Here is a 26,638-nt window from a genome sequence, read left to right as displayed (position 1 = left end):
TTACGTACTGTTTACTTGCTATTAGTATAAAATGTTTATGAAAAGACATCAATTAATCAAATTCAACATCACTTGAACAAGCTATACAGAATATACGTTATAATAAAAGAGTGTGCAGGCTTGTATAGCTAAATAATGAAATGGTTTAAACAGGCAGTTAGTCACTGTTGAAGAGTGAGCGTAAATGGTAATCTATTCAAATAACGCGAGTCAAGCGTCGATTGATGTCGAGTTTGAGGGTACTAAAAACAACCGTTACTTTTTGGATATAAAAAGTCAGATAGGGAGAAAATATGGATCTTATCCTCACAATTCAGATAGGTCATACGAATACTATATATAGCATGAACGTATAGACATTTCTCCGAATGTGAGTATAGTTTGGGGTGAGTAAATGTCGAAACATAAATTAACAAGTAAGGCACTTGATGAAATTTTTGAGAAGATTATTGGCACAGTGGGAGATAGTAAAAATGAAGTCTATCGTCTTTCTGAAGATGCCAGACAAGAATATCAGCAAATAAAAGAAGAGTTAGAAGTGTTAAAAGGGAAAGTTCTTGAGACGATAGAGCAAGGCGATAAATTGGAAACTCAGGCAAGGTTGGCTCGAAAGCGTTTGTCTGATGTGAGCCGACATTTTCAAATTTATTCAGAGCCTGAAGTAAAAGACGCTTATGAAAAAGCACACGAATTACAAACCAAGCTGCTGATGAATCAGCAAAGCGAATATCAGCTGCGTAATCGTCGAGATGAACTAGAAAGACGCTTGCTTACATTAGAAGAAACGATTAAACGTGCAGATCACCTAGTAGGTCAAATTTCTGTTGTGTTAAATTATTTAACAAGTGATTTAAAACAAGTAGGGGAAATAGTAGAAGATGCCATTCAAAAAGAGTATTTTGGCTTTCGGATTATTGAAGCTCAGGAAGAGGAACGGAAACGTTTGTCAAGAGAGATTCATGACGGCCCAGCTCAAATGCTTGCAAATGTTATGATGAGATCGGAATTAATTGACCGAATTTACCGGGAACGTAGTGCAAAAGAAGCAATGGAGGAAATTCGAGATTTACGAAAAATGGTTCGTTCTGCCCTATACGAAGTGCGTCGAATTATATATGATTTAAGACCGATGGCACTTGACGACTTAGGTCTAATTCCGACGCTGCGTAAATATCTTGATACAATCGAAGATTATAACGAGGGCAAGCCTCGGATTACGTTTATTTCCATTGGACAAGAGAAGCGAACTGCTTCAAAATTAGAAGTAGCACTGTTTCGTCTAGTGCAAGAAGCTGTAACGAACGCATTAAAACATGCAGATGCGACGGAAATCCAAGTGAAGATAGAGTTCAACAATGAACACGCTATTTTGCTTGTCAAAGATGACGGCTGCGGTTTTAATCAAGAAGAGAAAAAAGAGAATTCGTTCGGCTTAATAGGAATGAAAGAGCGTGTTGATTTGTTAGATGGGACTATTTCTGTTCATTCGAAAATTAACCAAGGCACGCTTGTTATGATTAAAGTACCGATTATAGCCGCTTAAAAAGGCAGAGATATGTATATAAATAGGGGTCAATATAGAGTAAAACATTTGTTGTTCGATTTGGGGAGGAATCAAACATGCAGACAAGAATTATCATAATCGACGATCACCAATTATTCCGTGAAGGAGTAAAAAGAATTTTAGATTTCGAAAAAGATTTTGAAGTAGTTGCAGAAGGTGACGACGGTAGCGAAGTTATTGACCTTGTAGAAGAACATCAACCTGATGTTGTAATCATGGATATTAACATGCCGGCTGTAAATGGTGTAGAAGCTACGAAAAAGCTTGTAGAAGTAAATCCGGACGCTAAAGTTATTATCTTATCTATCCATGATGATGAGACATATGTAACTCACGCCTTACAAACAGGTGCACGAGGCTATCTGCTAAAAGAAATGGATGCGGATGCGTTAATTGAGGCGGTGAAAGTAGTTGCAGAAGGTGGTTCATATTTACACCCGAAAGTAACGCATAGTTTAGTAAAAGAGTACCGTCGACTAGCAGCTCAAGGACAATCGTCTTCTTATCCGCACGAACCAATTGAGATTCGCCGTCCACTACATTTGTTAACACGTCGTGAGTGCGAAGTGCTACAACTGTTAGCTGATGGTAAAAGTAACCGAGGAATCGGAGAAGCATTATATATTAGTGAAAAAACCGTTAAAAACCATGTGAGTAATATTTTGCAAAAAATGAATGTAAATGATCGTACTCAAGCTGTTGTTGTGGCAATCAAAAACGGTTGGGTAGAAGTAAGATAAGTTCAAAAGTCCGATATACAACTAGGTATATCGGACTTTTTTTTTCTTTTTATAAATTTTTTTGAAATTGTAGGTAAAAAGTCATGTTTAATGAGAGAGTAAAACAACCGATAAGTTAAGGGGAGAAAATATCTTTTAGGAAGGAAAAGGGTGATACCTTTACACATTTACTCGTCCTTTAACTTCGCTTAAGCATAAAGGAAATCTTAAGGATCCTACAACCTTCGACGAAAGCATTCATACCTCAAAATAATGTCCATCAAGTTGATGCATGCTCTTGTAAAAAAAGGTCTTTAATACATTCAGATACATATGAGGTCTTAGAAGAATTTATTCAAACCTCAACTGGTGTCCTTTAAAAATTTATAAGTTAGCTTTTAGTGAAATAAATAGAAAACTGATTTAAAGAAGACAAGAAGGTGATGAAGCTGAATTTTATAACGGAAGAATTAATCTATCATAAATCTCCGCAAGAGCTAACAGCTATGATGTATGAAAAATTCATTCAAAATATTGATGAAGCTGTTATAGCAATTCAACACAGCGATTATTTTACAGCGAATGAAAAAATTAAACAGTGCAACGATATTTTATATCGGCTAGGAATTGGCTTAACATATCAAGCAGGTATCATTGCAGAGCAGTTAGATACCCTGTACAACTATATGTCTGAGCGATTAATTATGGCTAATTTAAAAAAAGATACGTTTATTTTATGTGAAGTTCAACAAATGATGAAGAAGCTTTCTAACGCTTGGAATGAAGTGTTAAAAGCGAAGCCTAAAGTTACCTCTTCGCTCCGAAAAAACAAGCTGTCTTCTTATGAACAGCACATAAGCATCACTATTAGCTAAAGGGTAATCATCATCATATCCACGCATCAGATGCCTCTCGAAACTTTCAGCTAGCACATCTAAAAGTCTAAATTGAATGGAGTGTATACTAACAGAGAAAGGAGAGATACATAGTGGAGGTACAGCGAATTAACAGTCTTTCTTCTTCCATGAATCTCATTAGAGAAAAAGAAGTAAGTGGTTCGGTTTCATTTACAGGAGTAATGGCCAAGAAACAAAAAGAACTAACCTATGAACATTTAACTCAAGTGATAAATAAAGTTGAAGAACAGGGAAAGCAGTTAGTGAAAAGTCAAACTATTGATTCTTTGCGGAAATATAAGACGCTTGTGAAGCAGTTTATGAACGAAGTCGTTAAAAATGGCTTTGAACTTCATGAAGAAAGAGGATTTAATCATAGAGGAACGACTAAAGTATATAAGTTAGTGAAAGAAGTGGATACGAAACTAGTTGACTTGACAAATGATATCCTTCAAAAAGAAAAAGACAGTTTAAATTTACTCAAGCGGGTTGGAGAAATTCAAGGTTTGTTAATTAATATGTATACGTAAGGGAGCTTTTACTAATAGGTAAACCTCTCGTTACATGCATTTTAATCCTAAATGTTGTAGAATAGAGTGAAATTATTTTATATAACAAAGGATGGATCCCTATCTTATGAAAACAGCAATTATTACAGATAGTACCGCCTATATATCAGAGGAAATTCGATCAAACTATCATATACATATGGTGCCGCTAAGCGTTATTTTCGGTGAAGAAACATATCGTGAAGAAGTAGATATGACTGCAGATCAATATTTTGAAAAAATTAAAGAAGCAAAAAATCTTCCAACCACTTCTCAGCCTGCTATCGGAGAATTTGTAGAGTTGTTTGAACAGTTAAAACGAGATCAATTCGATGCTGCTATCGTTATTACGTTATCTAGTGGAATTAGCGGAACGTATCAGGGAGCTTTGACGGCAGGTAGCATGGTAGAAGACTTTGACGTGCACGTATTTGATTCAGAAATCAGCTGTATGGTTCAAGGCTTTTATGCGATTGAAGGAGCCGAGATGGTTCAATTAAATAAACATCCTGACGAAATCATTGCGCGTTTTGAAGAGATGAAACTATCAATGCGTGCGTATTTTATGGTAGATGATTTATCTCACTTGCAGCGTGGAGGTCGCCTAAATGCTGCTCAGGCTATTATCGGCAGTCTGCTTCAAGTAAAGCCAGTGCTACATTTTGAATCTAAAAAAATTGTTCCGTTTGAAAAAATTCGTACGCGTAAGCGAGCGTTAAAACGAATCACGGAGCTTCTTGATGAGGATGCAAAAGAAAATGTACCTATGAAAGCTGTAGTTATTCATTCTAATCGTGAAAGTGAAGCAAAAGAAATTCAACGAGACTTAGAACAAGAATATCCTCATATTGAATGGAGTCTTTCTTATTTTGGCGCTGTGATTGGCACGCATTTAGGTGAAGGTGCCATCGGTATAGGGTGGTATAAAAAGTAATCGAAAACCAAATCATTTGATTTGGTTTTTTTGCAGGAAAAAGCACCTTTTTTTGCGTATATAGATGTGTACGATAAACATCGAAAGGAATGAAGATATGCTTTTTACTGTTAAACAAGAATTGCTAAATCCCGTTCAAGTACCTAGCCCAGCTGCTTTTCCTCTCTCAAAAATCGATACGTGGAGAACTCCGCCTTTAAATCCTTCATACCCCTACTCTTTAGATCTTCAGCGCTCTCTAAGCGGAAAGCAGCTTCTACTAACTCAGAATCCCTATCCTTTATCTCTCATTCATGAACATTATCTAAACGGATATATTTCCTATCAAAAAGCACTTACCCAGAAAGAAAATGGATATAAATGCAACCGGTGTGGAAGTGATAGCCCCTTTTATTTTGCTTCATTTCCATGCAGTAGATGTCACCAGGAGTGCTACTATTGCCGAGCATGTATTGTGATGGGGAAAGTAAGTGAGTGCACACCTTTTATAAACTGGGAAGGACCAACAAGTAATGTTCTGCCAAAAAGCAGCGTGATGAATTGGAAAGGGATGCTGTCTAAAGCTCAAGAACTTGCTTCAAATGAACTCATTCAAGCTATAAAAAAAGATGAAGAGCTGTTAATTTGGGCTGTTTGCGGAGCAGGAAAAACGGAAATTTTATTTAAAGGTATTGAAGCAGCGTTGAACAGCGGAAAGAAAGTCTGTATTGCTACTCCAAGAACAGATGTAGTTATTGAGTTAAAGCCAAGAATTCAATCGGCATTCCCGGATATGTCTGTGCTGGCTATGTATGGAGGCAGCGAAGACCGTTTTCATGAATCCTCTCTTATTATTTCCACCACTCATCAACTTCTGCATTATTATCAAGCATTCGATGTGTTGATTATTGACGAAGTAGATGCATTTCCGTATTCGACGGAGCCTATGCTGCACTATGCTGTTGCAAAAGCAGCTAAACACGCTGCATCAAAGATTTATTTAACAGCGACTCCAAATGAATCATTAAAAAAAGACGTTGAGCAAGGGAAAAAACAAGTAGTCAAAATTCCAGCCCGCTATCATCGAATGCTTATTCCTGTTCCTCGGTTTGAATGGTGTGGCAATTGGAAGAAAAAAATGAAAACAGATATTTTGCCTGCTAATGTTGAGAAATGGCTGAAAAAAAGAATAAATGAAGGAAAACAATGCTTTATTTTCGTCCCGCAAATTAAGTGGATTGCTCCGATCACAGACATGATTAGGAAGCTGACGGAAAAGGTAGACGGTGTCCATGCTGAAGATTCTCAGCGAAAAGAAAAAGTAATGAAATTTAGAGAAGGGCAGCTCGTTATTTTAGTAACGACAACAATATTAGAGCGAGGCATAACGGTTCCCAATATAGATGTTGCAGTATTGGGAGCAGAAGAAACGATTTTTACTGAAAGTGCTCTTGTTCAGATTTCAGGAAGAGTGGGGAGGAGTGCTCAATTTCCAACGGGAGACGTGGTCTTTTTTCATTATGGGCAGTCTCTGTCTATGCGAAAAGCAAAAGAGCATATTGAATATATGAATGCTCTAGCTTATAAGGAAGGGCTGGTTGATCGATGACAATATGTCTGATTTGTTTTGAACCTCTTGTCTCTTCTTTCGATTGGAGGTCATTGTTAAAACCTTCTTCAACGGACAGAATTTGCACTGTTTGCTTGCAAAAATGTCCCATCATCACCAGTAGCATTTGCAGGGGATGCGGCCGTTCTCTTGCAGACCTCGCTTCTTCTCATTATGAGCTAGACACATGTATGGACTGTCAGAAATGGAATGATGCTTCTTTTTTCAACCGTTCTCTTTATACGTACAATGATTTTATGCAAAGCATAATAGAACGTTTTAAATTTCAAGGAGATTATGAAATTATCCAAGCATTCAAGGAGCAGTGGTATAAGTTCTATAAAAAAGAATGTAATCCAAAAGCTATACTAGTTCCTATACCTTTAACGGACGAGAGATTATATGAGAGAGGGTTTAACCAATCTTTAGCGCTAGCTGAACTGATCAGTGACAACATAGAAATGCCTCTTGTTCGCTGTTCAGGAACAAAGCAATCAAAGAAAAATAGGCGAAGTCGGCTGGCAGAAAGACTGGAATTTAAAGTAGTCAATTCCTCAATGGTTACGAATCAAGAATTTCTCTTGATTGATGATATTTATACAACAGGAGCAACCGTGCGCCAAGCGGCAAATTGTTTGCAGGAAGCTGGGGCACGTTCAGTTCGTTCGCTCACTTTAATTCGTGCATGAAGATGTATAATTTAAAACTTTGACCGATAGTAAAATAAAAAACAAATGAGGAGTTTCGAATATGGGAACGTTAGATAATTGCAGGGAATGCGGTCATTTATTTGTAAAAAGTGGATCAATAAACATATGTAAATCATGTTTTGACAAAGAAGAAGCTCTGTTTCAACGTGTTTCTTCATTCTTGAAGAAGAGAGCAAATCGTACAGCAACGACTTACGAAGTAATGAAAGAAACGGGCGTTTCAGATTCGTTAATTCATCAATTTATTCGACAAGGTCGATTAGTGCTAATGAACTTTCCAAACATAAGCTATCCATGCATGCAATGCAACGCTCAGATTCGAGAAGGTAAACTCTGTCATTCATGCTCTCAAGAAATTAAACATGGGTTAGAAAAGCATAATCGTGAGATAATTCGTTCAAATGAAGAGCCGACGCGTCCCACCTATCGTTCTAACGAAAGGAAAAAAGAGTAAAAGTGTGCGGAGTGTTTGCAGATTCTCTATCTATAGACCTATGTTTAAGGTGGACTGTGAAAATGGTCTCAACTTCCTTGCCGATGCTAAAGGTTTAGGCGGAAATTCCGATATAATGAATAGAGATAACGGATACAAATATAAAAAGAGGTGAGAGAGATGAAGATTAACCCGTCGAACTTATTTGGAATAAATCCGTACAAAAAACAATCAGAAAAAACAGAACAGGTCTCTAAAAAGAATCCACAAGATCAGATTCATATTTCATCTGAGGCGAAGAAACTTCAGGGAAATGAACCATCTCCAGAAAGACTTGAAAAATTGGAGAAACTAAAACAGCAAATTAACAGCGGAACATACGAAATTAACGGAAAAGAAATTGCTAAAAGTATTGTAGATTTCTATAAAAAATAAAAGGACTGACATTGATTGAACGTGCAAGAAATTCAAACGATACTAGAAAAACAAGTAACGCTTCACAAAAGTTTGTCTGTTATTGTTAAAGAGAAAACGAACTTTATTATTAAACAAGATGTAAAGGCATTGACGGCTTCTTTGCAAAAAGAGCAATCTCATATAGCTGCTATTTCTGTACTGGAAACAAAACGTATAGAGGCGATGGAAAAAAGCGGACATGCTGCTCACTCCATTGAAGAAATGGCAGCCTCATTCTCTGAGTACTCCATCTTGATACCCTTTCAAAAACAGCTAATAGATATAATTCAAGATATAAAGTATGCAAATGACTTAAACAATCAGCTGCTCACACAGTCTTTGCAGCTGATTCATACCGAACTAGACCTTCTTGTTCCATCGAAACGAGAGGATTCGTTCAATTACACAAAAACAAATAATAGATCGTTTCAGTCCAACTCTATTTTTAATTCGAAGGCATAAAGAACGGAGGAAAGCAGAATGAGTTCAACATTTCATGGTTTGCAGGTGGCTAAACGAGGAATGGATGCCCAACAAGCAGCTCTTTACACAATTGGCCATAATGTATCTAATGCAAATACGCCGGGCTATACGCGTCAGCGAGTAAGTTTAGAAACGTTCCCAGCTTATCCAGCCCCAGGGATGAATCAGACTGGAACTGCGGGCCAAATAGGAATGGGAGTAGAAGCCAGCACGGTAGAGCGAATACGTGATACATTTTTAGATACCCAGTATCGAGATGAAACCATTAAAGTGGGGTATTGGGATGCGCGCGCTGGCGCTCTTGAAAAAATGGAGGAAATTATGAATGAACCTACTGAAGATGGACTTTCAGCTGTTTTTAATCAATTCTTTGAGTCCATTCAAGATGTAGCTTCACACCCTTCAGAAGCAGGAGCCAGGTCTGTTATGATTGAACGAGCTGAAGCAGTAGGCGATACTTTCTCTTATTTATCTACTTCTTTAAAAACGGTTCAAGGTGATTTACAAAACGAGCGTGACGTAGCGGTAACACAAGTGAATTCTTTGTTAGAGCAAATAAGTAATGTGAACCAACAAATACAAAGCGTAGAACCGAATGGCTATTTGCCTAATGATTTGTATGATGAAAGAGATCGGCTGCTAGATGAGATTTCTAAATTTATGCCGGTTTCTTTAGAGTATACAAAAAGCAGCGGGAACGCTTCTGCAACGTCAGAAGGAGTGGTAACGGTTCAGCTTCAAACGTCTCAGGGGGCTATTACTCTTTTAAATGGGAAAACTCATCAAGTAAATGCCATCAGTTTGAAAACAAATCAAGATTCCTATGTGACGGAAATTCATATAGGGGATCAGATACGGAACCCTGAGTCATTTCCTCAAGGAAAACTTAAAGGGTTAATTGAGGCTTCCGGATATATAGATAATAGTGGTAATAAAACAGGTGTTTACGCTTCAATGATTGATGATTTAGATGAAATGGCATATGAATTTGTAAATTGGTTTAATGATAAGCACCAACAAGGTGTCACGCTAGATGGTGATCCTGGTATGTCCTTTTTTAATGAGATTTCTCAGAAAGAAGGGGCTGCAAATGGAATTGTTATTGCTGATAAAATTAAACAAAACACAAACAATATTGCTGCTGCTTCTTCGGCCTCCTCTGGGGATGATGGAACTGGCCGCAAAGGAGATGGAAAAAATGCTCAGCTATTGTCTCAATTTCGTCAAAAGGTGCTTATTAATTCCGGGAATCAAGCTGTTTCCCTAGATGGCTTTTATCAATCTGTTATTGGCCAAATGTCAGTAGATGCCCAACAAGCCAACCGCTTAAAAAGTAATTCAGAAACCCTTCAGGGAGCTGTAGAGCAAAGGCGCCAGTCTACCAGTGCAGTTTCATTAGATGAAGAGATGACCAATATGATTCAGTTTCAGCATGCATATAACGCTAGTGCCCGTATGGTGACTATGATTGATGAAATGCTTGATAAAATTGTAAACGGTCTTGGAACTGGAGGAAGGTAAAGATGCGCGTCACACAAGGAATGTTAGCGGCTAATTCGTTAAAACAGATTAGCAATAGCTATAATAAGCTGGAAACACTTCAAAACCAATTATCGACTGGAAAGAAAATTACTCGTCCTTCTGATGACCCGGTAGTGGCTACTAAAGGAATGGCTTATCGTTCGAATCTTTCTGAAGTAAATCAATATAAACGTAATTTAACAGAAGCACAGTCTTGGTTTGATAGTTCAGAATCAGGACTTGAACAAGTCAATTCCATTCTTCAGCGCACTAAGGAGCTGGTCGTGCAAGGGTTAAACGGTACGAATGAAAGTGATGACCGCCAAGCGATTGCACGTGAAATCGAACAGTTAAAGCTGGATTATATGCAAGTGGGCAATACGCAGGTGGCAGGAAACTATATCTTTAACGGTGTAAATGTAGGAGCACCGCCTATAAGTGAGAATGAAAGCGGTATGATAGAATCGAAAATTAACCTGGATCCTTTTTCAGTTGAAGTATCAAAAGGTATCCAGCTGAGAGTCAATATTCATCCTGAAAACATTTTTGGACAAGGAGCATTCGACTTAATGAAGAATGTTCAAACAGCTTTTGAACAAAACGATGTAAACTCACTAAAAGATCTCTCTACACAGGTAGACACGCAGCTGTCTACGCTATTAGCGGAGCGATCTGAATTGGGAGCAAGGAGCAATCGGCTTGAGCTGATCGAAAACCGCCTTGATTCACAGGAAATTACGGCTACTAAGATGCTTTCAAATAATGAAGATGCAGATATTGAAAAAGTCATTACGGATTTAACCGTACAAGAAAGCGTGCATCGTGCTGCTTTGGGAGTAGGAGCTCAAATTATTCAGCCTACGCTGCTAGATTTCTTGCGTTAAAAAGTTCCTTCTAAACAGAAGGAGCTTTTTTATAATGAAAAAAGATAACAAGAAAAAATCAATTAGCAAAGGTGTGATGAGATGAAAATTTCAACAAGCTATCATGGAGATATAGAAATAGATAATCAGCAAACACTGACATTCAATCAAGGGATTCCAGGTTTTTTGGAAGAAACTGAGTTCGTTATTTTACCACTTCCAGAAGCCGAAGCTTTCCAAGTTCTGCAGTCTATTCAAACCAAAGAATTAGCTTTTATTATCACGGATCCATTTCAGTTTTTTTTAGATTATGATTTTCACCTAGAACCTCAGGAAATCGAAAAGCTTCAATTACAACAAGCGGAAGATGCAGCTGTTTACGTATTGCTTACGATGTCAGATTCTATGGAAAAGATAACGGCTAATTTGCAGGCTCCTGTTATTATTAATACAAAGCAACAGCTTGCTAAGCAAGTGATTTTAATGAATACAGCTTACGAAACGAAGCACAGGTTATTTGAGTAAGAGGAATAAGATAAGGAGTGAGTCCATGCTTGTTTTAACACGAAAGTTAAATGAAACAATCAAAATAGGTGATGAAATTGAAGTGACCGTCCTTGCAGTTAATGGTGATCAAGTAAAGTTAGGAATTCAAGCTCCAAAATCTGTAGATATTCATAGACAAGAGATTTATGAAGAAATACGTAACGAAAATAAAAGTGCTTCTCAAATTACATTACATGCTATTGATATGCTGAAACAATTACCGAAAAAGAAATAAAACGATCGGTTTGAAAATAATCAAAAATATACGGTATAAATAATATCTAAATCGGGAAAGATAAACATATAGTATTCCCCACTATGTCTTAAGCCTTTCTCTTTAAGAGAAAGGCTTCTTTTTTATCAAAAAAATTGAACTGAATTTCTGTTTTTTTCCTTTTTATCGTGTATCATTAAATTTATTAAGTATAATTCAAATGAATTTAACAAAAGAGGAGAAGAGTAAATGAGTGATGTTCAAGAGTATCATGATTTATTAAAAGAAGCAGAAGATGTAGTTGTCAGCGCTTTAGCTGATACGATGGATTTATATGGGGTCACACCTTCAGTAGGAAGGCTGTATGGTATGCTTTATTTTATGGATGAGCCTGTTACATTAGATCAAATGAGTGAAGAATTGGGTATGAGTAAACCAACGATGAGTACATCCATTCGTTCACTGCAAAATATTGATATGGTCCACAAAGTGTGGAAAAAAGGTGTTCGAAAAGACTTATATGAAGCAGAAAAAGATTTTTCTAAGTCCTTTTTTTCATTTTTCTGTAAGAAGTGGCAAAGAGAAATTTCAGTTAATTTAGAGGCAATCGAAGAAGCGGAAAACAAGCTGCAGATTCTCTTAAATGATGAAGATGTGCCTGAGGAGATCGCAGTAAAAGCAAAGCGGAATTTAGCGCAGATTATAGAGTCCAAACATTATTATCATTTCTTGAAAAAAGTAGTGAAAGTTTTTGACGACCGAAGAATCATCGATATTTTAAATGAAGAATTAGCGAAAGAGTAAATAAAAAAGGCTGTTGAAAAATCAACAGCCTTTTTATCATTTTTATACAGTTAATGGTGTAGCTTCGAAGCAGCGATTATAAATCCATTCGTAACTTTTTACAGTTAAATCACGAGGGTTACCAACTGTTTGTGGATCATTAAATGCTTCTTGAGCTAAGCGAGAAACCGCTTCTTTTGGAACACCTTGTTCTTCTAAAGAAGGGATTTGTACATCTTTAACTAGTTGATATACTTCACGAACAGCTGCTTGAGCTGCTTCTTCAAGCGTTAATTCGTGTGTATTAACTCCTAAAGCTTGAGCTATGCGCGCAAATTTTTCAGGCTCGCCCATCCAGTTATATTCCATTACAGGACCTAGCATTGCTGCTACGCAAGGGCCATGGGCAATTGGATAAATGCCTCCTAATGTTTGAGCCATCGCGTGAGCTGCTCCTGCAGATTCACTTCCATATGAAAGGCCAGCAAGCATAGCTGCATGCGCCATTCCATAGCGTGCTTCGATATCCTGTCCATTTGCAACTGCACGTCGTAAGTATTTTCCAACGTACTCAATAGCCAACAAAGCAACAGAGTCTGTCATTGGTTGTGCAAAATGACATGTATAACATTCAATTGCATGAGCTAATGCGTCAATTCCTGTACCGGCCGTAATATGTGAAGGCATAGATACGTGAAGTTCTGGATCAATAATTGTTAAGTGGGCAGCAATTAAAGGTCCACCTGTATTAAACTTAAACTCACGAACAGGATCCGTAATGACAGCCCATTGTGTGACTTCACTTCCTGTACCCGCAGTTGTAGGAATGGTTGTTAAAGGAGGGATACGTTTTGTTAAAGGTTTTTTTCCTTCAGCTGCTTCATAATCTAAGACGGGAGCATTATGAGCTACTTCTACACCAATAGCTTTTGCCGTATCCATTGAGCTTCCGCCTCCAACAGCTACTAGTCCGTTGCATCCATTTTCTTTGTACATTTTTGTGCCGTTTGCTACCACGTGAATAGAAGGGTTGGCTTCTACTTGATCAAATAGAATAACGTCTACGTCCGCTTCTTTTAAACTAGCGATTACAGGATCTGCTAAACCTACTTTTTTTACACCAGGATCTGTTACTAGTAAAACCTTAGATACACCTAGGTTTTTTACTTCTTCTCCAGTATGCTTAACAGCACCAATTCCATGTTTTACAACCGTTGGCATCTCAAAACTTTTTAAACGTTCCATTCTTTCAAATCGCATAAACATCTTTACATTCCCCCTTGAATTTTATTGAAACCAGCGCATTGGCTGTGGATTTGTATTCGTATAAATATGTTTAATTTCCGTATATTCTTCTAGCCCAATGTGGCTAAGCTCTCTTCCAATCCCAGATTGCTTATAACCTCCCCAAGGAGCCTGCGGGAAGTAGGGATGATAATCGTTAATCCAAGTTGTTCCCATACGGAGTGCTTTCACTACACGTTCAGCTCGATTCATATCACTTGTCCAAACGGCTCCAGCTAATCCATAGATTGTATCGTTAGCAAGTGCCACCGCTTCTTCTTCAGTACTGAAGCGCTCAATGGTCATAATTGGACCAAATGACTCTTCTTGGACAACTTTCATATCTCCATGACAGTCTGTAAAAATAGTTGGTTCAATGAATAAACCTTTTTGTAAAGACTCTTGAGTTGGACGTTTGCCTCCTAAAATAAGGGAAGCACCTTCTTGTTTCCCAAGTTCAATGTAATGTTCCACTTTAGCTAGGTGTTCTTTTGAGATGACGGGTCCCATTTGAGTGGCCTCATCCATGCCGTCTCCTAGCTTAATTTTTTTGGCTTGTTCAATAACTGCTGAAACAAATTTATCGTGAATATCATCTTGAACGAGTAATCTCGCACCAGCTGAACAAACTTGACCGGCATGAAAGAAGACCGCATTTAATGCATAGTCAACCGCAGTGTCAAAGTCAGCGTCAGCAAAGACGATATTCGGATTTTTCCCACCGAGTTCAAGAGCGATTTTTTTTAAGTTGCCTGCGGCAGCCTGCATGACTTTACGTCCAGATACACCGCCGCCTGTAAAGGAAACTAAATCTACTAAGTGACTTTCTGCCATTTCTTGTCCAACGGTCGCACCCGGGCCGAGTACAATGTTAATGACGCCTGATGGAAAGCCAACTCTTTCAAAAATTTTCATCATATGAATAGTTGTTAAAGGGGTGATTTCGCTTGGTTTAATAACAATTGTATTCCCAGCAGCAAGTGCCGGAGCCAATTTCCAAGAGGCTTGCAATAAAGGGTAATTCCAAGGAGTAATTTGGCTGCATACACCTACAGGTTCGCGGACAACGCGGCTAACAGAATCGGGATTAGGTGACTCAATCATCTGTCCACCATCTTTATCTGCTAATCCAGCATAGTATTGAAAGACATCAGCAATTCCATCCATGTCTGCCAGGCTTTCAACGAGGGTTTTTCCAGTATTCAAGGTTTCAAGTTTAGCGAGTTCTTCACGATCATTACGAATTTCTTCCGCTACTTTAAATAGTAAAGAACCTCTTTGGGCCGCTGTAAATTTAGACCATTCACCTGCATCAAAAGCTTTTCTAGCTGCTTCAATAGCTTCTACAGTATCAGCACGATTTCCTTCTGTAACGACAGCGATAACCTCTTGGTTAAAAGGATTTATAATCTCTCTTTTCTCGCCGCTGCGTGCTTCAACCCATTCGCCGTTTATGTGCATTTTTTCAAGCGTAAGTGTTTGTTCCAATAGCATCGACCTCCAAATAATAGAATTTGTTAAATTTATATTTAATGTTCTTAACAATTCGAATTATAGCATCGGTTATTTAATTTAGTCAAACCCAAAAACCCCAAATGTTCAGAATTTATTAGATTATCTTCTCTGGAAGAGACTAATCATTCGGATATTAAGAAAAAATTTAACAAAAAGTAATAAAAAATCACTGATTGCTATGTCCCTTGATACAAAAGGTTTTTTTATGTACGAGCTATGAGAATATTATTCTTTTTTTATATGAAAACACTCAAACTTTTTTGACAATATCCTAAACATTCAGATATATTAACCATAGTACTATATCTGCTTGCATACAAACCTCGAGAAACAAAGGATTTTGAATGTGGAAATTAAGAAAGGAGTTTAGATAGAAGATGAAAATAATTATGAGTTCTTAGCAAAATAATAAAAAAAATAAATTTAAATTATTTTAATATAATTATATAAACGTAATTTCTCCCCTTCGCATTGGTATTTATAATCCAACTATTTATATTTTATTCTAAAAAATCTATTTTTAGGTTTAATTGTATGCTGGTAGGAAAAAGGAATAGAGGACAATTATGTCTTTAGATTTCTTTATCAATTTAAAGGATGTGAGACGATGCAAAATGCTAAAAAGCCATTTCGTTCAGACACACAACAAGCCAGGCCTGAAAAGTCGAATGAGACTTCTGACTTTTCAGGGAAATCAAGCAGGAACAACCGTCTACTAACCCCCTTATGGACAACTATTATAGGATTTTCCATCTTTATGGTTGTCGCATTTATCTATTCTCTCTATAATCCAGATCTCTATTGGCCAGGCCTCATTTTAATGTTCATTATGTATGGTGTTATTTATTTTATTGGTGCTCGAGCCGCTGCAAGTAAAAAAGGAAAATCAGATGATATGCTTGTTGCAGGAAGATCTATGCCGCTATGGATTTCAATGTTCACAATGACCGCCACTTGGGTAGGTGGAGGGTATATTGCTGGAACGGCCGAAACCGTTTATTCCTCAGGGCTGACATGGACTCAAGCGCCATGGTGTTATTCAATCAGCTTGATTTTAGGCGGTATCTTTTTTGCTAGAAAGATGAGAAGGTTTGAGTTTATGACAATGCTCGATCCTCTAGAATCTCGTTTTGGTAAGAAAATGGCTACGGTTCTTTATTTTCCAGCTATACTGGGAGAACTGTTTTGGAGCGCAGCTATCTTAACTGCTTTAGGAACGACATTCGGTGTGATTTTAGGCCTCAGTTTTTCAATTTCCATCATTCTTTCCGCACTTATTGCCATTGCATACACCGTGATTGGCGGCTTGTGGGCAGTAGCACATACCGATATCTTACAGCTTTCTATTATGTTTTTAGGACTATTTCTGGTGCTTCCCTTTGCATTTTCGAATACGGGAGGGGTGGGAGCAGTTTTTTCTACTTATTCAGAAGGCATGACTGGTTCTCTTCATTTATTTCCTCCAATAAAAGGCTGGGAAGATCCGAAATGGGGAAATACATATTGGCAATGGTGGGATAGCACATTTTTACTTATTTTTGGTGGTATTCCATGGCAGATTTATTTTCAGCGCGTGTTATCTGCTAAAAACGAAAAAGCAGCAATGTGGCTATCTATTACAGCCGGCATCTTTTGCGCGTTAGCGGCCCTGCCTCCAACTTTAATAGGAATGATAGGTTATAGTGCAGACTGGTCTTCATTTGGAGCGTCAAGCCCTGAGAGCGCGTCCATGATTTTAACGTATGTATTTAAATACCTAACGCCCGATTTAGTAGGAGCGATTGCACTTGGAGGACTAGCTGCTGCCGTTATGGCTGCAGTAGCGGCTTCGTTGCTTTCAGCGTCGGGGATGGCAGCCTGGAACGTGTATCGTCCGATTGTAAAACCAAATGCGACACAGGCGCAGTTAGATAAAGTTATTAAACGTTCTATCATTATCATTGGAACGGGAGCAACTCTAATTGCTTTGAACTCTGAGAGTGTCTACTCTTTATGGTATTTATCAGGGGACCTCGTGTATTGTATACTTTTTCCGCAGTTGGTTTGTGCTTTATTCTTTAAAGGAGCTAACTGGTACGGATCTTTGGCTGGGTTTATTGTGTCTCTTGTTCTTCGAATAGGTGGAGGAGAACCGATGCTTCATTTAAAAGCGCTGCTTCCGTATCCGATGATTGAAGACGGAGTGGTCATGTTTCCGTTTCGCACATTTGCGATGATAGGCGGGTTGTTAACTATTTTTATCGTTTCCTACGCGACGCGACGTATTTGCCCTCCTCAGCCGCTTCGAAATCTTCATCGTGACATATCGGTTGAGAAATAATCAAAAGCAAAATAAAAAAGCCGCATCTGCGGCTTTTTTATTTTGCAATATTTTCTGACTCGGAAAATTGATCGTCAGGTCGCTTGTTGTTTGTTTTTTTGATGAACGAGTATGAAAGAAGAACCACAGCGGTTAATCCAAGAGTTAAGAAAAACTGTGAGCGCATCGAATCAATAAATGCCATTGATAAGAAGATCACTGTAATAATAGCAATTGTTACGTATGTTAAATACGGGAACAACCACATTTTCATCCCTTTAATTGGCTGGTTTGCTCGATTCATTTTCTTACGCAGGCGTAAATGAGAAATAGCGATAGCTAAGTACACAATAAGAGCAATGGCTCCTGATGCATTAACTAAGAATAAAAAGAGTTTATCCGGCGAAACGAAGCTAAAGATAGCACATACATATGCAGCAGCTGTGCTAATCCATACAGCTCTTGCCGGCACGCCTGATTTGCTTACTTTTGCTAAAGCGCGAGGAGCTTGTCCTTTTTGAGCTAATGACAAAATCATTCGTGAGTTCGTGTACAAAGCAGAGTTTAAGCAAGACAAAACGGATACTAATACGACTAAATTCATAATTTGTGCAGCTGCTGGAATATTGACCATTTCTAACATTGTTACATATGGACTTTTTAGTAAATCAGCTGAGTTCCAAGGTAAAAGAGTTACTAAAATAGCAACTGAACCAATATAGAAAATTAAAATTCGCCATACGACACTGCGAATAGCAGTTGTGATAGCTTTTGCTGGGTTTTCTGATTCACTAGCTGCAATAGCCGCAATTTCAGCCCCGAAATAAGAGAAAATAACGGTAATAACTCCCAAAAAGATAGAGTTCGTACCTTTTGGCATAAAGCCTCCGTGGCCCGTTAAATTAGCTAGACCAGGTGAAGATGTACCTGGGATTAATCCGAAAATAATAGCTAAACCGATTCCCATAAAAGCAACGATTGCCACAATTTTAATCATAGCAAACCAATATTCAAATTCTCCAAATGATTTGACAGAGAACAAGTTTGTTAAAGTTAATGCAAAGGTTAAGATTAAGCTCAAAAGCCAAATTGGTACGGAAGGGAGCCATTCATGAACAATTGCTCCTCCTGCAGTGGCTTCAATCGCAATTACAATTAGCCAGAAAAACCAGTAAAGCCATCCGACAGCATAACCTGCCCACGCGCCAATTCCTTGCTGAGCATATGTTGCGAATGAGCCTTTATCTGGGTTTACCATAGCCATTTCACCGAGCATACGCATCAATAGAACGACTAGCAGTCCGGCTGCTGCATATGAAACTACTGCTGCTGGGCCTGTTGCATTAATAACGGATCCGCTTCCTACAAATAAGCCGGCTCCGATAATACCTGCAATGGAAATCATGGAAACGTGACGTTGCTTTAACTTTCCGTGTGATTCTGTTTTGTTTCCCATCGTATTCACTCCTTTAAAATTATCGAAAGACTATTAGAAAATAAAGTAAATTCTGAAAATATAAATAGAAATTCCTCCCCTTACCTTTATAATAAGCAAGAAGTGTGCCAATTATCAAATTCCTATAAAAATCGACTTTAAGTTACTAAAATTGTCGATTTTTAAGTCGGAATAGACTTGATTTATTCACTGTAGACTTATTCGCCGTTTGGGATGTCTGGTATATACGTACATTTTATACAAATTTTCGACATACATCTTATTTATCTTGTATGATAAAAGAGAAATCGGTATTATATTCCAAGAAGAATGTTTGAGAGGGTGCGTGTGTTTGAGAAAATTTATAGCTGTTATTTTTCTATTTATTATCCTTTTAGTTGGGTTGTACTTTTTCGTTAGTCCAGTCAGAAATATTGAAAAACTTGATCAGACTGCTTCATTATCTTCACTGGCACAAGAAAAGTCCGCTCATGCGACGTCGCTAGAACTGAACGGAGGCGCTCCTATTTTAGGATACCGATTAAGCGAGAGCGATGTTAATGATTATTTGCGCAGCTACCTTTACGAAAATGATGAAACGGTTGACGGAGCAGAAGCCGAGTTGCTTCCAAAACATATAAAATTGTATATTAATAAACATGTAGTATCTTTTATGGAATCACAGTTTGTAGTTGACGTAACACCAAATGCCGAAAATGGAAAGCTTGTTTTAAAGGTGAATAGCGTACATTTAGGAAGAATGCCGATTCCGATGTCTCTTGTATGGGATCGCTTAAATATTGATAAGGATTCTGATGTCACGGTCGATAAAGAAATGAATGAAATTACTCTGCTCAATAATTTGCCAGACTCCATTTCGTTTGAGCAAGCAGATACAACGGATGAATATATAAATTTATCTGCCTCTGTAACCATTGATTCGTTACGAGATATTATAAATCTAGCACCATACCTTATTCCTAAGGATATTCAAAGAAATTTATCCCAGAAACTGAACTTGCTTGGCCAATAATAAAAAGCTCACTTATTGTAGAAAAATAAGTGAGCTTTTTCTATCTTGCATCATTTGACCTATGAAAAAAATGTTTGTTTTACCGATACAAAATAGAGAAGTGTTGAACCTATGAACGAATAAGAAGATTCGAAAAAATACACTCATATTTCATGGCTAACAGTTGATGAATAGATGAATAAAAAAACGGTGGTGATGGTAAGTGGTAAGAGTAAGTGGGTTAGCAAGCGGAATGGATATTGATCAAATCGTCAGTGATTTAATGAAGGCTGAACGTATGCCTATTGATAAAATGAAAAAACAAAAGCAAACGTTAGAGTGGCAGCGAGATGATTATCGCTCTATGAACTTGCTGTTATCAGAATTTAATAATCTCGCTTTTAATATGACCTTGCAGTCTTCTTATTCATCCAAAACGGTATCTTCATCGGATGAGACGAAAGTAAAAGCAGCAGCTACTTCCTCAGCAGCAAATGCCTCTTATACTCTTTCAAACGTGACAATGGCGACTGCTGCGCAGAGTATTAGCACTAGTATTGATTCTAGTATGGATCCGACGAAAAGCTTGTGGTCTCAACGCGGGTCGATGGATTCAAGTGTGTGGACTGAGAAAACAGTGGAACAAGCTGCCATAACATTAAGTGCGGATACTAGTACAGTGAAATTAGCTAAAGGTGCTATTTCTGCTGTAAATCAGAATACAGGCACTTTAAACTCTATATCTGTTACCACGGATGGTACAAGTAAAGAGTATAAAGTGACAATAGGAACAAAGGCGGAAACATTAAGTTCTGATGAAGTTTTCATTAACGAAGACACAGGTGAAATGACATTTGGTACCACACTAACAAGCGGCAGTACAATTGAAGCATTTTCGTATCAGCAAAATGTATTGAAGTTTTCTATTACAACTTATGACAGCAACGGTAAAGCAACGGGTGATAATACAGATGGAAGTACGCCATTTGAATTTGACGGTTCTACCTCATTAAACACCCTTCTCACACAAATCAGCAATTCAAAAGTAGGCATTTCAGCCTTTTTCGATGAAGGAACAAATAAAGTTGTCATGACTCGTAAAGATACAGGAAATTTATCTTCTGCTGATAGTGCGGATGGTTCAAACATGGTTTTTTCAGGAGGATTTTTGACGGGCTTTTTACAGCTCGCCGGTGATGCCAAAGGAACAGACGCAAAATTTACGCTAAACGGTCTAGAAACAACTCGTAAGTCCAATACATTTACAACGGGAGGCGTTACCTATACCCTTCAAAACAATTTCACAGGAGATGTACGCGTTAACGTAAGCAATGATACGCAAAAAGTATTTGATACAATTAAAGATTTCGTGACCAAATACAATGAACTGATTGAAAAGATTAACGGAAAGATTACGGAAGAAAGAGACCGGAACTATCAGCCTTTGACTGATGAAGAAAGAGAAAAACTAACGGACAAACAAGCTGAGCAGTGGGATGATAAGGCGAAAAGCGGTTTGTTAAAAGGAGACTCAATTTTATCAAGCGGTCTAAACCAAATGCGTTCTAACTGGTATGCCTCTGTATCAGGAGTGAGCGGAGGATTTTCGCAGCTAACCGACATTGGCATTTCAACTAGCGCAAACTATAGCGATCGAGGCAAGCTAGTCATAGAAGGGGACGGAACTAAATTAAAAGAAGCAATTGAAAAAGATCCGCAGTCTGTGATGGATTTATTTATGAAAAGTGGAAGTACAACAAGTGAAAAAGGGATTGTACGACGTTTACGAGATACGATTACTCAAACCGTATCCAAAGTTGAGCAGCGCGCTGGCCGTTCAACATGGACAAGTGAACAATTTTTGCTTGGGCGGAATTTAAAAAGCGTAAATAGCCAAATCACTAGTTTTGAAAGCAGGCTCACACAAGTAGAGGACCGGTATTATCGTCAGTTTACAGCAATGGAAAAAGCCATTCAAAATGCAAATGCTCAAAGCGCGCAGTTATCGCAATATTTTAGTTAAAAAGGAGTGAACGTTTATGGCAGCAAATAATCCATATCAAGCGTATCAGCAAGGAGCTGTTCAGACTGCTTCACCAGGAGAGTTAACGCTTATGCTGTATAACGGGTGTTTAAAATTTATCAAACTTGCACGAACAGGCATACAGGAAAAAAATATTGAACTGAAAAATACGAATCTGTTAAAAGCACAAAATATTATTCAAGAATTAATGATTACCCTTGATACAAGCGTGCAAGTTGCTAAGTCTATGATGGCTATGTATGACTATATTAACCAGTGTTTAATTGAAGCAAATACAAAAAATGACACAGCAAGCTTGGATGAAGCGGAACAATATGTAACAGAATTCCGCGATACATGGAAGCAAGTTGTGCAGCTTCACCGCCAGCAATTCCATGGAAGCGGCGGTCAAGCATAAATATGATTAACGACCTATATCAGCTAACTGATGAGATTTATCGGCTTATTCAAACATTTTCTGACAAAAATCGAGAAGAAGGCATTCAAAAGTTAGAGTATCTTCTATTAAAAAGACGTGACCTCATAGAGAAACTGCCGCCAAAAAGTAGGGATAATGAATCGATTGGTAAGAAAATTGTCGAAATGAATAAGGAAATTGATCAAAAGCTCATCTTAATTCGGCATCAAATTATGGTAGATCTCCGTTTGCTAAAAGCGAAAAAAAAGCATAGTAACAGCTATGTAAACCCTTACGAAACAAAAACGTTTGATGGAATGTTTTACGATAAAAAAAATTAATCCTGCGTAAAAAAATACAACCCTTCTTCTTATGAAGAAGGTCTATTTTTTTGGTTTTTTCATAAACTTTTCTCAGGTTCCATAAATTTTCACTAAATTTTCAAAAAATTTTAATAGTTTAGGAAGGGATTGTGTCGGGTATTGTAGAATTGTAGAGGTATAGCAATGGATTAAAGGAGGAGTTCGAACATGATGTATAACATTCGCGGTGAAAACATTGAGGTGACTCCAGCAATTAGGGAATACGTAGAGAAAAAGCTTGGTAAGTTAGAGCGTTATTTCGACGAAACACCAACTGCTGACGTAAATGTAAACTTAAAAGTCTACAATAACGATCAAAAAATAGAAGTCACAATCCCAATGAATGATCTCGTATTGAGAGCTGAAGAGACACACAGTGATTTATACGCAGCTGTCGATCTTGTCCTAGATAAATTAGAGCGTCAAATTCGTAAACATAAAACAAAAGTAAATCGAAAAATGCGTGAAAAAGGCGCTGAGAAGTATCTGTTCGCAGCATTAGAAAGTGAAGCGAACGTAGCAGTTGCAACTGAAGAAGATGAATTAGAGCTAGTTCGTACAAAACGATTTAACTTAAAGCCAATGGATAGTGAAGAGGCTATTTTGCAAATGAATATGTTAGGACATAGTTTCTTTGTGTTTACAAACGCTGAGACCAACATTACAAACGTTGTATATCGAAGAAAAGATGGACGATATGGATTGATTGAACCAAACTAAGATTATAGGCTCTCTTAAACAAGAGCAGTAAAGTAAAAGCAGCGTGCCTCCGCACGCTGCTTTTTAGCTGCTTAAAAAAATAGTTCCATCACTACATAGCGCGTAGAAGATTTGGTGAATACACGCGTGGTTTCTTTCATGTTGAATGCCTGATAAAAAGAGACTTTATTTTCTCGTGCGTTACACCAGATCTTTCGTACCCCAAGGTTCTTAGCTTTGAGAAAAACCTCCTCTAGTAGACGACTGCCATATCCTTTTCCTTGTTCTTCTTTGAGAGTAGCAAATTTTCGAAATTGAGCTTCATTACCTGTTATAAATAAGGAAACAACTGATTTTAACTCTCCTTCTTCAAACAGTCCATAGTGAATGCCCAATGGATCATCTTTCAGCTGAATATAACTGAAATCTTTATCAGGCCACATGACGGTATGTCGGACTTCCCAAGCTTGTTCTTTTGTAATCGATTGAACATTCATTCTACATTCCCCTTTTTTATTGTAAGAGTGAGGCAGGGGAAATCACAATAGAAAATAACTTGTTAATAGAGTAGTACTAGTAAAGAGACAGACGAAAAAGGGTACAAGTTGCTACTTGTTTAGCTGCAATGTTACAATTTTACTCAGAATGTTTTATAATGAAAGATACAGATATGAATGAAAATAGTATAAAATGTACTGATTATAAATAGAGGAGCGTTTTAATATGCTTGGATTATTTAAAAAAGTGTTTGACGGCAATCAGCGCCAAATCGGCCGTTTAGAAAAAATGGCGGACCAAATTGATGCGTTAGGTCCTGAAATAGCGTCTTTAACAGACGATCAGCTTCGTGAAAAAACGGCTGAATTTCAACAACGCTACCAAAATGGCGAATCGCTCGATAACCTATTAGATGAAGCTTTTGCGGTTGTACGTGAAGCAGCGAAACGTGTGTTAGGCATGTATCCGTACAAAGTTCAGCTAATGGGGGGTATTTCTCTGCATGAAGGGAATATCTCGGAAATGAAAACGGGTGAAGGTAAAACGTTGACAGCTACTATGCCTGTATACTTAAACGCCATTACAGGAAAAGGTGTACATGTAGTAACAGTCAATGAATACTTAGCGAGCCGTGATGCTAGTGAAATGGGTCGTTTATATGAATTCCTAGGCTTGAAAGTAGGTTTAAATTTAAACCATTTAACGCGTGAAGAAAAGCAAGAAGCATATGCAGCGGATATTACGTATAGTACAAATAATGAACTCGGATTTGACTATTTACGTGATAACATGGTGCTTTACAAAGAACAAATGGTTCAACGTCCGCTTCATTTTGCCGTAATCGATGAAGTTGACTCTATCTTAATTGATGAAGCACGTACGCCGCTTATTATATCCGGCAGCGCGCAGAAATCGACTGCTCTTTATATTCAAGCTAATGCATTCGTTCGCACGCTTGATAAAGAAACCGATTTTACTTTTGATATCAAAACAAAAAGCGTTCAGCTAACCGAAGAAGGTATGTCAAAAGCAGAGCGCGCATTTGGCATTGAAAACTTATTTGATATTTCACACGTAGCGCTAAACCATCACATCAACCAAGCGCTTAAAGCACATGTAACGATGCAAAATGATGTGGATTACGTAATTGATGAAGATCAGGTCGTAATCGTTGACCAATTTACTGGTCGTTTAATGAAAGGAAGACGTTTTAGCGACGGCTTGCATCAAGCTATCGAAGCTAAAGAGAATGTTGAGATTCAAAATGAAAGCATGACGTTAGCTACGATCACATTCCAAAACTACTTCCGTATGTATGAAAAATTATCAGGTATGACGGGTACAGCTAAAACGGAAGAAGAAGAATTCCGTAATATTTACAATATGCACGTTGTTGTTATTCCGACAAACAAGCCAATTTCACGTGATGATAAAGCAGATTTAATTTATAAGTCAATGGAAGGCAAGTTTAATGCGGTAGTAGAAGATATTGCCGAGCGCCACGCAAAAGGACAGCCTGTTCTTGTTGGTACAGTTGCGATTGAAACATCTGAAATTTTATCAGCTTTATTAAAGAAAAAAGGCATTCCCCATCACGTTTTAAATGCAAAACAGCATGAGCGTGAAGCGGATATTATCGAAAATGCGGGTCACAAAGGTGCGGTAACAATCGCAACAAATATGGCCGGTCGTGGTACGGATATCAAACTAGGTGAAGGTGTCGTTGAAGCTGGAGGCCTTGCTGTAATTGGTACAGAGCGTCATGAATCACGCCGTATTGATAATCAGCTTCGCGGACGTGCTGGACGTCAAGGGGATCCAGGGGTATCTCAATTCTATCTATCCATGGAAGATGAATTAATGCGCCGATTTGGTTCAGATAATATGATGGCAATGATGGATCGCCTTGGTATGGATGACTCACAGCCAATTCAAAGTAAAATTGTAACAAGAGCTGTTGAATCCGCTCAAAAACGCGTTGAAGGTAATAACTTCGATGCGCGTAAACAATTGCTTCAATATGATGACGTGCTTCGTCAACAGCGTGAAGTTATTTACAAACAGCGCTTTGAAGTACTTGATTCAGACAACCTGCGTGCGATTGTAGAACGTATGATTGAATCAACTCTACAGCGTGTGGTTGAAGTAAACACACCGCGTGAAGAATTAGAAGAAGAATGGAATTTACAAGCGATTATTGATTACGTAAATGCTAATGTTCTTGAGGAAGGTGAAGTCACAGAAGAAGATCTTCGCCGTAAAGAGCCTGAAGAAATGGTAGAACTGCTGGTAGATCATGCAAAAGCTCGTTATAATGAAAAAGAAGAGCAGCTCCCTGAAGAACAAATGCGTGAATTTGAAAAAGTTGTTGTTCTTAGAGCAGTTGATTCTAAATGGATGGATCATATCGATACGATGGATCAGCTTCGCCAAGGTATCCACCTTCGTGCGTACGGCCAAACAGATCCTCTTCGCGAATACCAAATGGAAGGTTTTGCGATGTTTGAAAATATGATTGCAAGCATTGAAGAAGAAGTGACGAAGTATATCATGAAAGCAGAAATTAACAACAACCTTGAGCGTCAAGAGGTAGCGCAAGGTCAGGCGGCTGTTCATCCAAAAGAAGGAGACGCGCCGGCTAAGAAGAAGCCAAAAGTAAATGCAATAGAAGTTGGCCGAAATGATCCTTGTATCTGCGGAAGTGGCAAAAAGTATAAAAACTGCTGCGGTAAAGAATCATAAAGTAAGAGTCAATTAGTATAGAATGAATTAGTACAGGAAGGAAATGAGTCTTCTCATTTCCTTCCTGTGCGTCAAAAATAAAATAGAGGTGTT

General features: G+C 38.0%; 26 protein-coding genes. 22 read left to right on the top strand and 4 right to left on the bottom strand.

The features are described from left to right. Positions 1-394: 394 nt before the first annotated feature. From AC0KUU_RS22420 to cudC, 15 genes are all read left to right on the top strand, one after another. Positions 395-1,543: a sensor histidine kinase gene (locus AC0KUU_RS22420; protein WP_013059773.1), complete on the top strand. Its 1,149-nt coding sequence runs from the start codon at positions 395-397 to the stop codon at positions 1,541-1,543. Positions 1,544-1,620: 77 nt separating this feature from the next. After that, positions 1,621-2,304 carry a response regulator gene (locus tag AC0KUU_RS22415; RefSeq protein ID WP_013059772.1) on the top strand — a complete coding sequence of 228 codons (684 nt, stop codon included), beginning with the start codon at positions 1,621-1,623 and terminating at the stop codon, positions 2,302-2,304. Positions 2,305-2,726: 422 nt separating this feature from the next. After that, a complete protein-coding gene (gene fliS / locus AC0KUU_RS22410; RefSeq protein WP_322552540.1) occupies positions 2,727-3,158 on the top strand; it encodes a flagellar export chaperone FliS in 432 nt (143 codons plus the stop codon). Positions 3,159-3,271: 113 nt separating this feature from the next. Continuing rightward, positions 3,272-3,709: a YaaR family protein gene (locus AC0KUU_RS22405; protein WP_043977443.1), complete on the top strand. Its 438-nt coding sequence runs from the start codon at positions 3,272-3,274 to the stop codon at positions 3,707-3,709. 106 nt (positions 3,710-3,815) lie between these two features. After that, positions 3,816-4,661 carry a DegV family protein gene (locus AC0KUU_RS22400; RefSeq protein ID WP_043977440.1) on the top strand — a complete coding sequence of 282 codons (846 nt, stop codon included), beginning with the start codon at positions 3,816-3,818 and terminating at the stop codon, positions 4,659-4,661. A gap of 97 nt (positions 4,662-4,758) precedes the next feature. After that, positions 4,759-6,249 carry an ATP-dependent helicase ComFA gene (locus AC0KUU_RS22395; RefSeq protein ID WP_322552503.1) on the top strand — a complete coding sequence of 497 codons (1,491 nt, stop codon included), beginning with the start codon at positions 4,759-4,761 and terminating at the stop codon, positions 6,247-6,249. Between the two features lie 191 nt (positions 6,250-6,440). Beyond that, entirely contained in the window at positions 6,441-6,938 is a 498-nt protein-coding gene (locus AC0KUU_RS22390) for a ComF family protein (protein WP_035335757.1), read from the top strand. A 61-nt stretch (positions 6,939-6,999) separates the two neighbouring features. Next, entirely contained in the window at positions 7,000-7,413 is a 414-nt protein-coding gene (locus tag AC0KUU_RS22385) for a TIGR03826 family flagellar region protein (RefSeq protein ID WP_162215092.1), read from the top strand. Between the two features lie 159 nt (positions 7,414-7,572). Beyond that, positions 7,573-7,827, top strand: coding sequence for a flagellar biosynthesis anti-sigma factor FlgM (gene flgM, locus AC0KUU_RS22380; RefSeq protein ID WP_014457790.1), 255 nt, complete (start codon positions 7,573-7,575; stop codon positions 7,825-7,827). Positions 7,828-7,848: 21 nt separating this feature from the next. Continuing rightward, positions 7,849-8,310 (top strand): flagellar protein FlgN, encoded by a 462-nt coding sequence (locus tag AC0KUU_RS22375; RefSeq protein ID WP_322552539.1) that lies wholly within the window; start codon positions 7,849-7,851, stop codon positions 8,308-8,310. Between the two features lie 18 nt (positions 8,311-8,328). After that, positions 8,329-9,852 carry a flagellar hook-associated protein FlgK gene (flgK, locus tag AC0KUU_RS22370; protein WP_322552501.1) on the top strand — a complete coding sequence of 508 codons (1,524 nt, stop codon included), beginning with the start codon at positions 8,329-8,331 and terminating at the stop codon, positions 9,850-9,852. Between the two features lie 2 nt (positions 9,853-9,854). Next, complete coding sequence (gene flgL, locus AC0KUU_RS22365; protein ID WP_043977427.1) at positions 9,855-10,736, top strand: flagellar hook-associated protein FlgL; 882 nt, start codon at positions 9,855-9,857, stop codon at positions 10,734-10,736. An 81-nt stretch (positions 10,737-10,817) separates the two neighbouring features. Further along, positions 10,818-11,240 carry a flagellar assembly protein FliW gene (fliW, locus tag AC0KUU_RS22360; protein WP_043977425.1) on the top strand — a complete coding sequence of 141 codons (423 nt, stop codon included), beginning with the start codon at positions 10,818-10,820 and terminating at the stop codon, positions 11,238-11,240. A 25-nt stretch (positions 11,241-11,265) separates the two neighbouring features. Continuing rightward, the gene (csrA, locus tag AC0KUU_RS22355) at positions 11,266-11,496 is read left to right on the top strand and encodes a carbon storage regulator CsrA (RefSeq protein ID WP_013085431.1); all 231 of its coding nucleotides are present in this window, start codon (positions 11,266-11,268) and stop codon (positions 11,494-11,496) included. Positions 11,497-11,724: 228 nt separating this feature from the next. Beyond that, a complete protein-coding gene (gene cudC / locus AC0KUU_RS22350; RefSeq protein WP_028409671.1) occupies positions 11,725-12,279 on the top strand; it encodes a choline uptake/conversion transcriptional regulator CudC in 555 nt (184 codons plus the stop codon). 42 nt (positions 12,280-12,321) lie between these two features. Here cudC and AC0KUU_RS22345 read toward each other — a convergent pair whose 3' ends face one another. Next, positions 12,322-13,524: an iron-containing alcohol dehydrogenase gene (locus AC0KUU_RS22345; RefSeq protein WP_043977419.1), complete on the bottom strand. Its 1,203-nt coding sequence runs from the start codon at positions 13,522-13,524 to the stop codon at positions 12,322-12,324. Positions 13,525-13,545: 21 nt separating this feature from the next. Further along, positions 13,546-15,036, bottom strand: a complete 1,491-nt coding sequence (betB, locus tag AC0KUU_RS22340; protein WP_322552500.1) for a betaine-aldehyde dehydrogenase — start codon at positions 15,034-15,036, stop codon at positions 13,546-13,548. A gap of 628 nt (positions 15,037-15,664) precedes the next feature. On the opposite strand from betB, the gene AC0KUU_RS22335 reads away from it, so the two are divergent. Then, positions 15,665-17,377 carry a high affinity choline transporter 1 gene (locus AC0KUU_RS22335; RefSeq protein WP_043977414.1) on the top strand — a complete coding sequence of 571 codons (1,713 nt, stop codon included), beginning with the start codon at positions 15,665-15,667 and terminating at the stop codon, positions 17,375-17,377. A 37-nt stretch (positions 17,378-17,414) separates the two neighbouring features. Here the strand turns inward: AC0KUU_RS22335 and AC0KUU_RS22330 are convergent, their stop codons facing one another. After that, positions 17,415-18,812: an amino acid permease gene (locus tag AC0KUU_RS22330; protein WP_043977411.1), complete on the bottom strand. Its 1,398-nt coding sequence runs from the start codon at positions 18,810-18,812 to the stop codon at positions 17,415-17,417. Between the two features lie 331 nt (positions 18,813-19,143). Between AC0KUU_RS22330 and AC0KUU_RS22325 the strand changes: the two genes are divergently transcribed. From AC0KUU_RS22325 to hpf, 5 genes are all read left to right on the top strand, one after another. Further along, positions 19,144-19,824: a hypothetical protein gene (locus AC0KUU_RS22325; RefSeq protein ID WP_043977408.1), complete on the top strand. Its 681-nt coding sequence runs from the start codon at positions 19,144-19,146 to the stop codon at positions 19,822-19,824. A gap of 202 nt (positions 19,825-20,026) precedes the next feature. Next, the gene (gene fliD, locus AC0KUU_RS22320; RefSeq protein ID WP_280560575.1) at positions 20,027-21,826 is read left to right on the top strand and encodes a flagellar filament capping protein FliD; all 1,800 of its coding nucleotides are present in this window, start codon (positions 20,027-20,029) and stop codon (positions 21,824-21,826) included. Between the two features lie 16 nt (positions 21,827-21,842). Next, a complete protein-coding gene (gene fliS, locus AC0KUU_RS22315) occupies positions 21,843-22,244 on the top strand; it encodes a flagellar export chaperone FliS (RefSeq protein ID WP_043977404.1) in 402 nt (133 codons plus the stop codon). Positions 22,245-22,246: 2 nt separating this feature from the next. After that, the gene (gene fliT / locus AC0KUU_RS22310; RefSeq protein ID WP_043977402.1) at positions 22,247-22,585 is read left to right on the top strand and encodes a flagellar protein FliT; all 339 of its coding nucleotides are present in this window, start codon (positions 22,247-22,249) and stop codon (positions 22,583-22,585) included. Positions 22,586-22,774: 189 nt separating this feature from the next. Next, positions 22,775-23,326: a ribosome hibernation-promoting factor, HPF/YfiA family gene (hpf, locus tag AC0KUU_RS22305; RefSeq protein WP_013059750.1), complete on the top strand. Its 552-nt coding sequence runs from the start codon at positions 22,775-22,777 to the stop codon at positions 23,324-23,326. A gap of 71 nt (positions 23,327-23,397) precedes the next feature. Here the strand turns inward: hpf and AC0KUU_RS22300 are convergent, their stop codons facing one another. Continuing rightward, positions 23,398-23,802, bottom strand: coding sequence for a GNAT family N-acetyltransferase (locus AC0KUU_RS22300; RefSeq protein WP_043977398.1), 405 nt, complete (start codon positions 23,800-23,802; stop codon positions 23,398-23,400). Positions 23,803-24,028: 226 nt separating this feature from the next. Here AC0KUU_RS22300 and secA point away from each other — a divergent pair, with 226 nt between their 5' ends. Continuing rightward, positions 24,029-26,545: a preprotein translocase subunit SecA gene (secA, locus tag AC0KUU_RS22295; protein WP_016765888.1), complete on the top strand. Its 2,517-nt coding sequence runs from the start codon at positions 24,029-24,031 to the stop codon at positions 26,543-26,545. Positions 26,546-26,638: the final 93 nt, after the last annotated feature.

It is taken from the genome of Priestia sp. ST2, from assembly GCF_055810735.1.
This window is presented reverse-complemented; position numbering and strand designations above follow the sequence as displayed.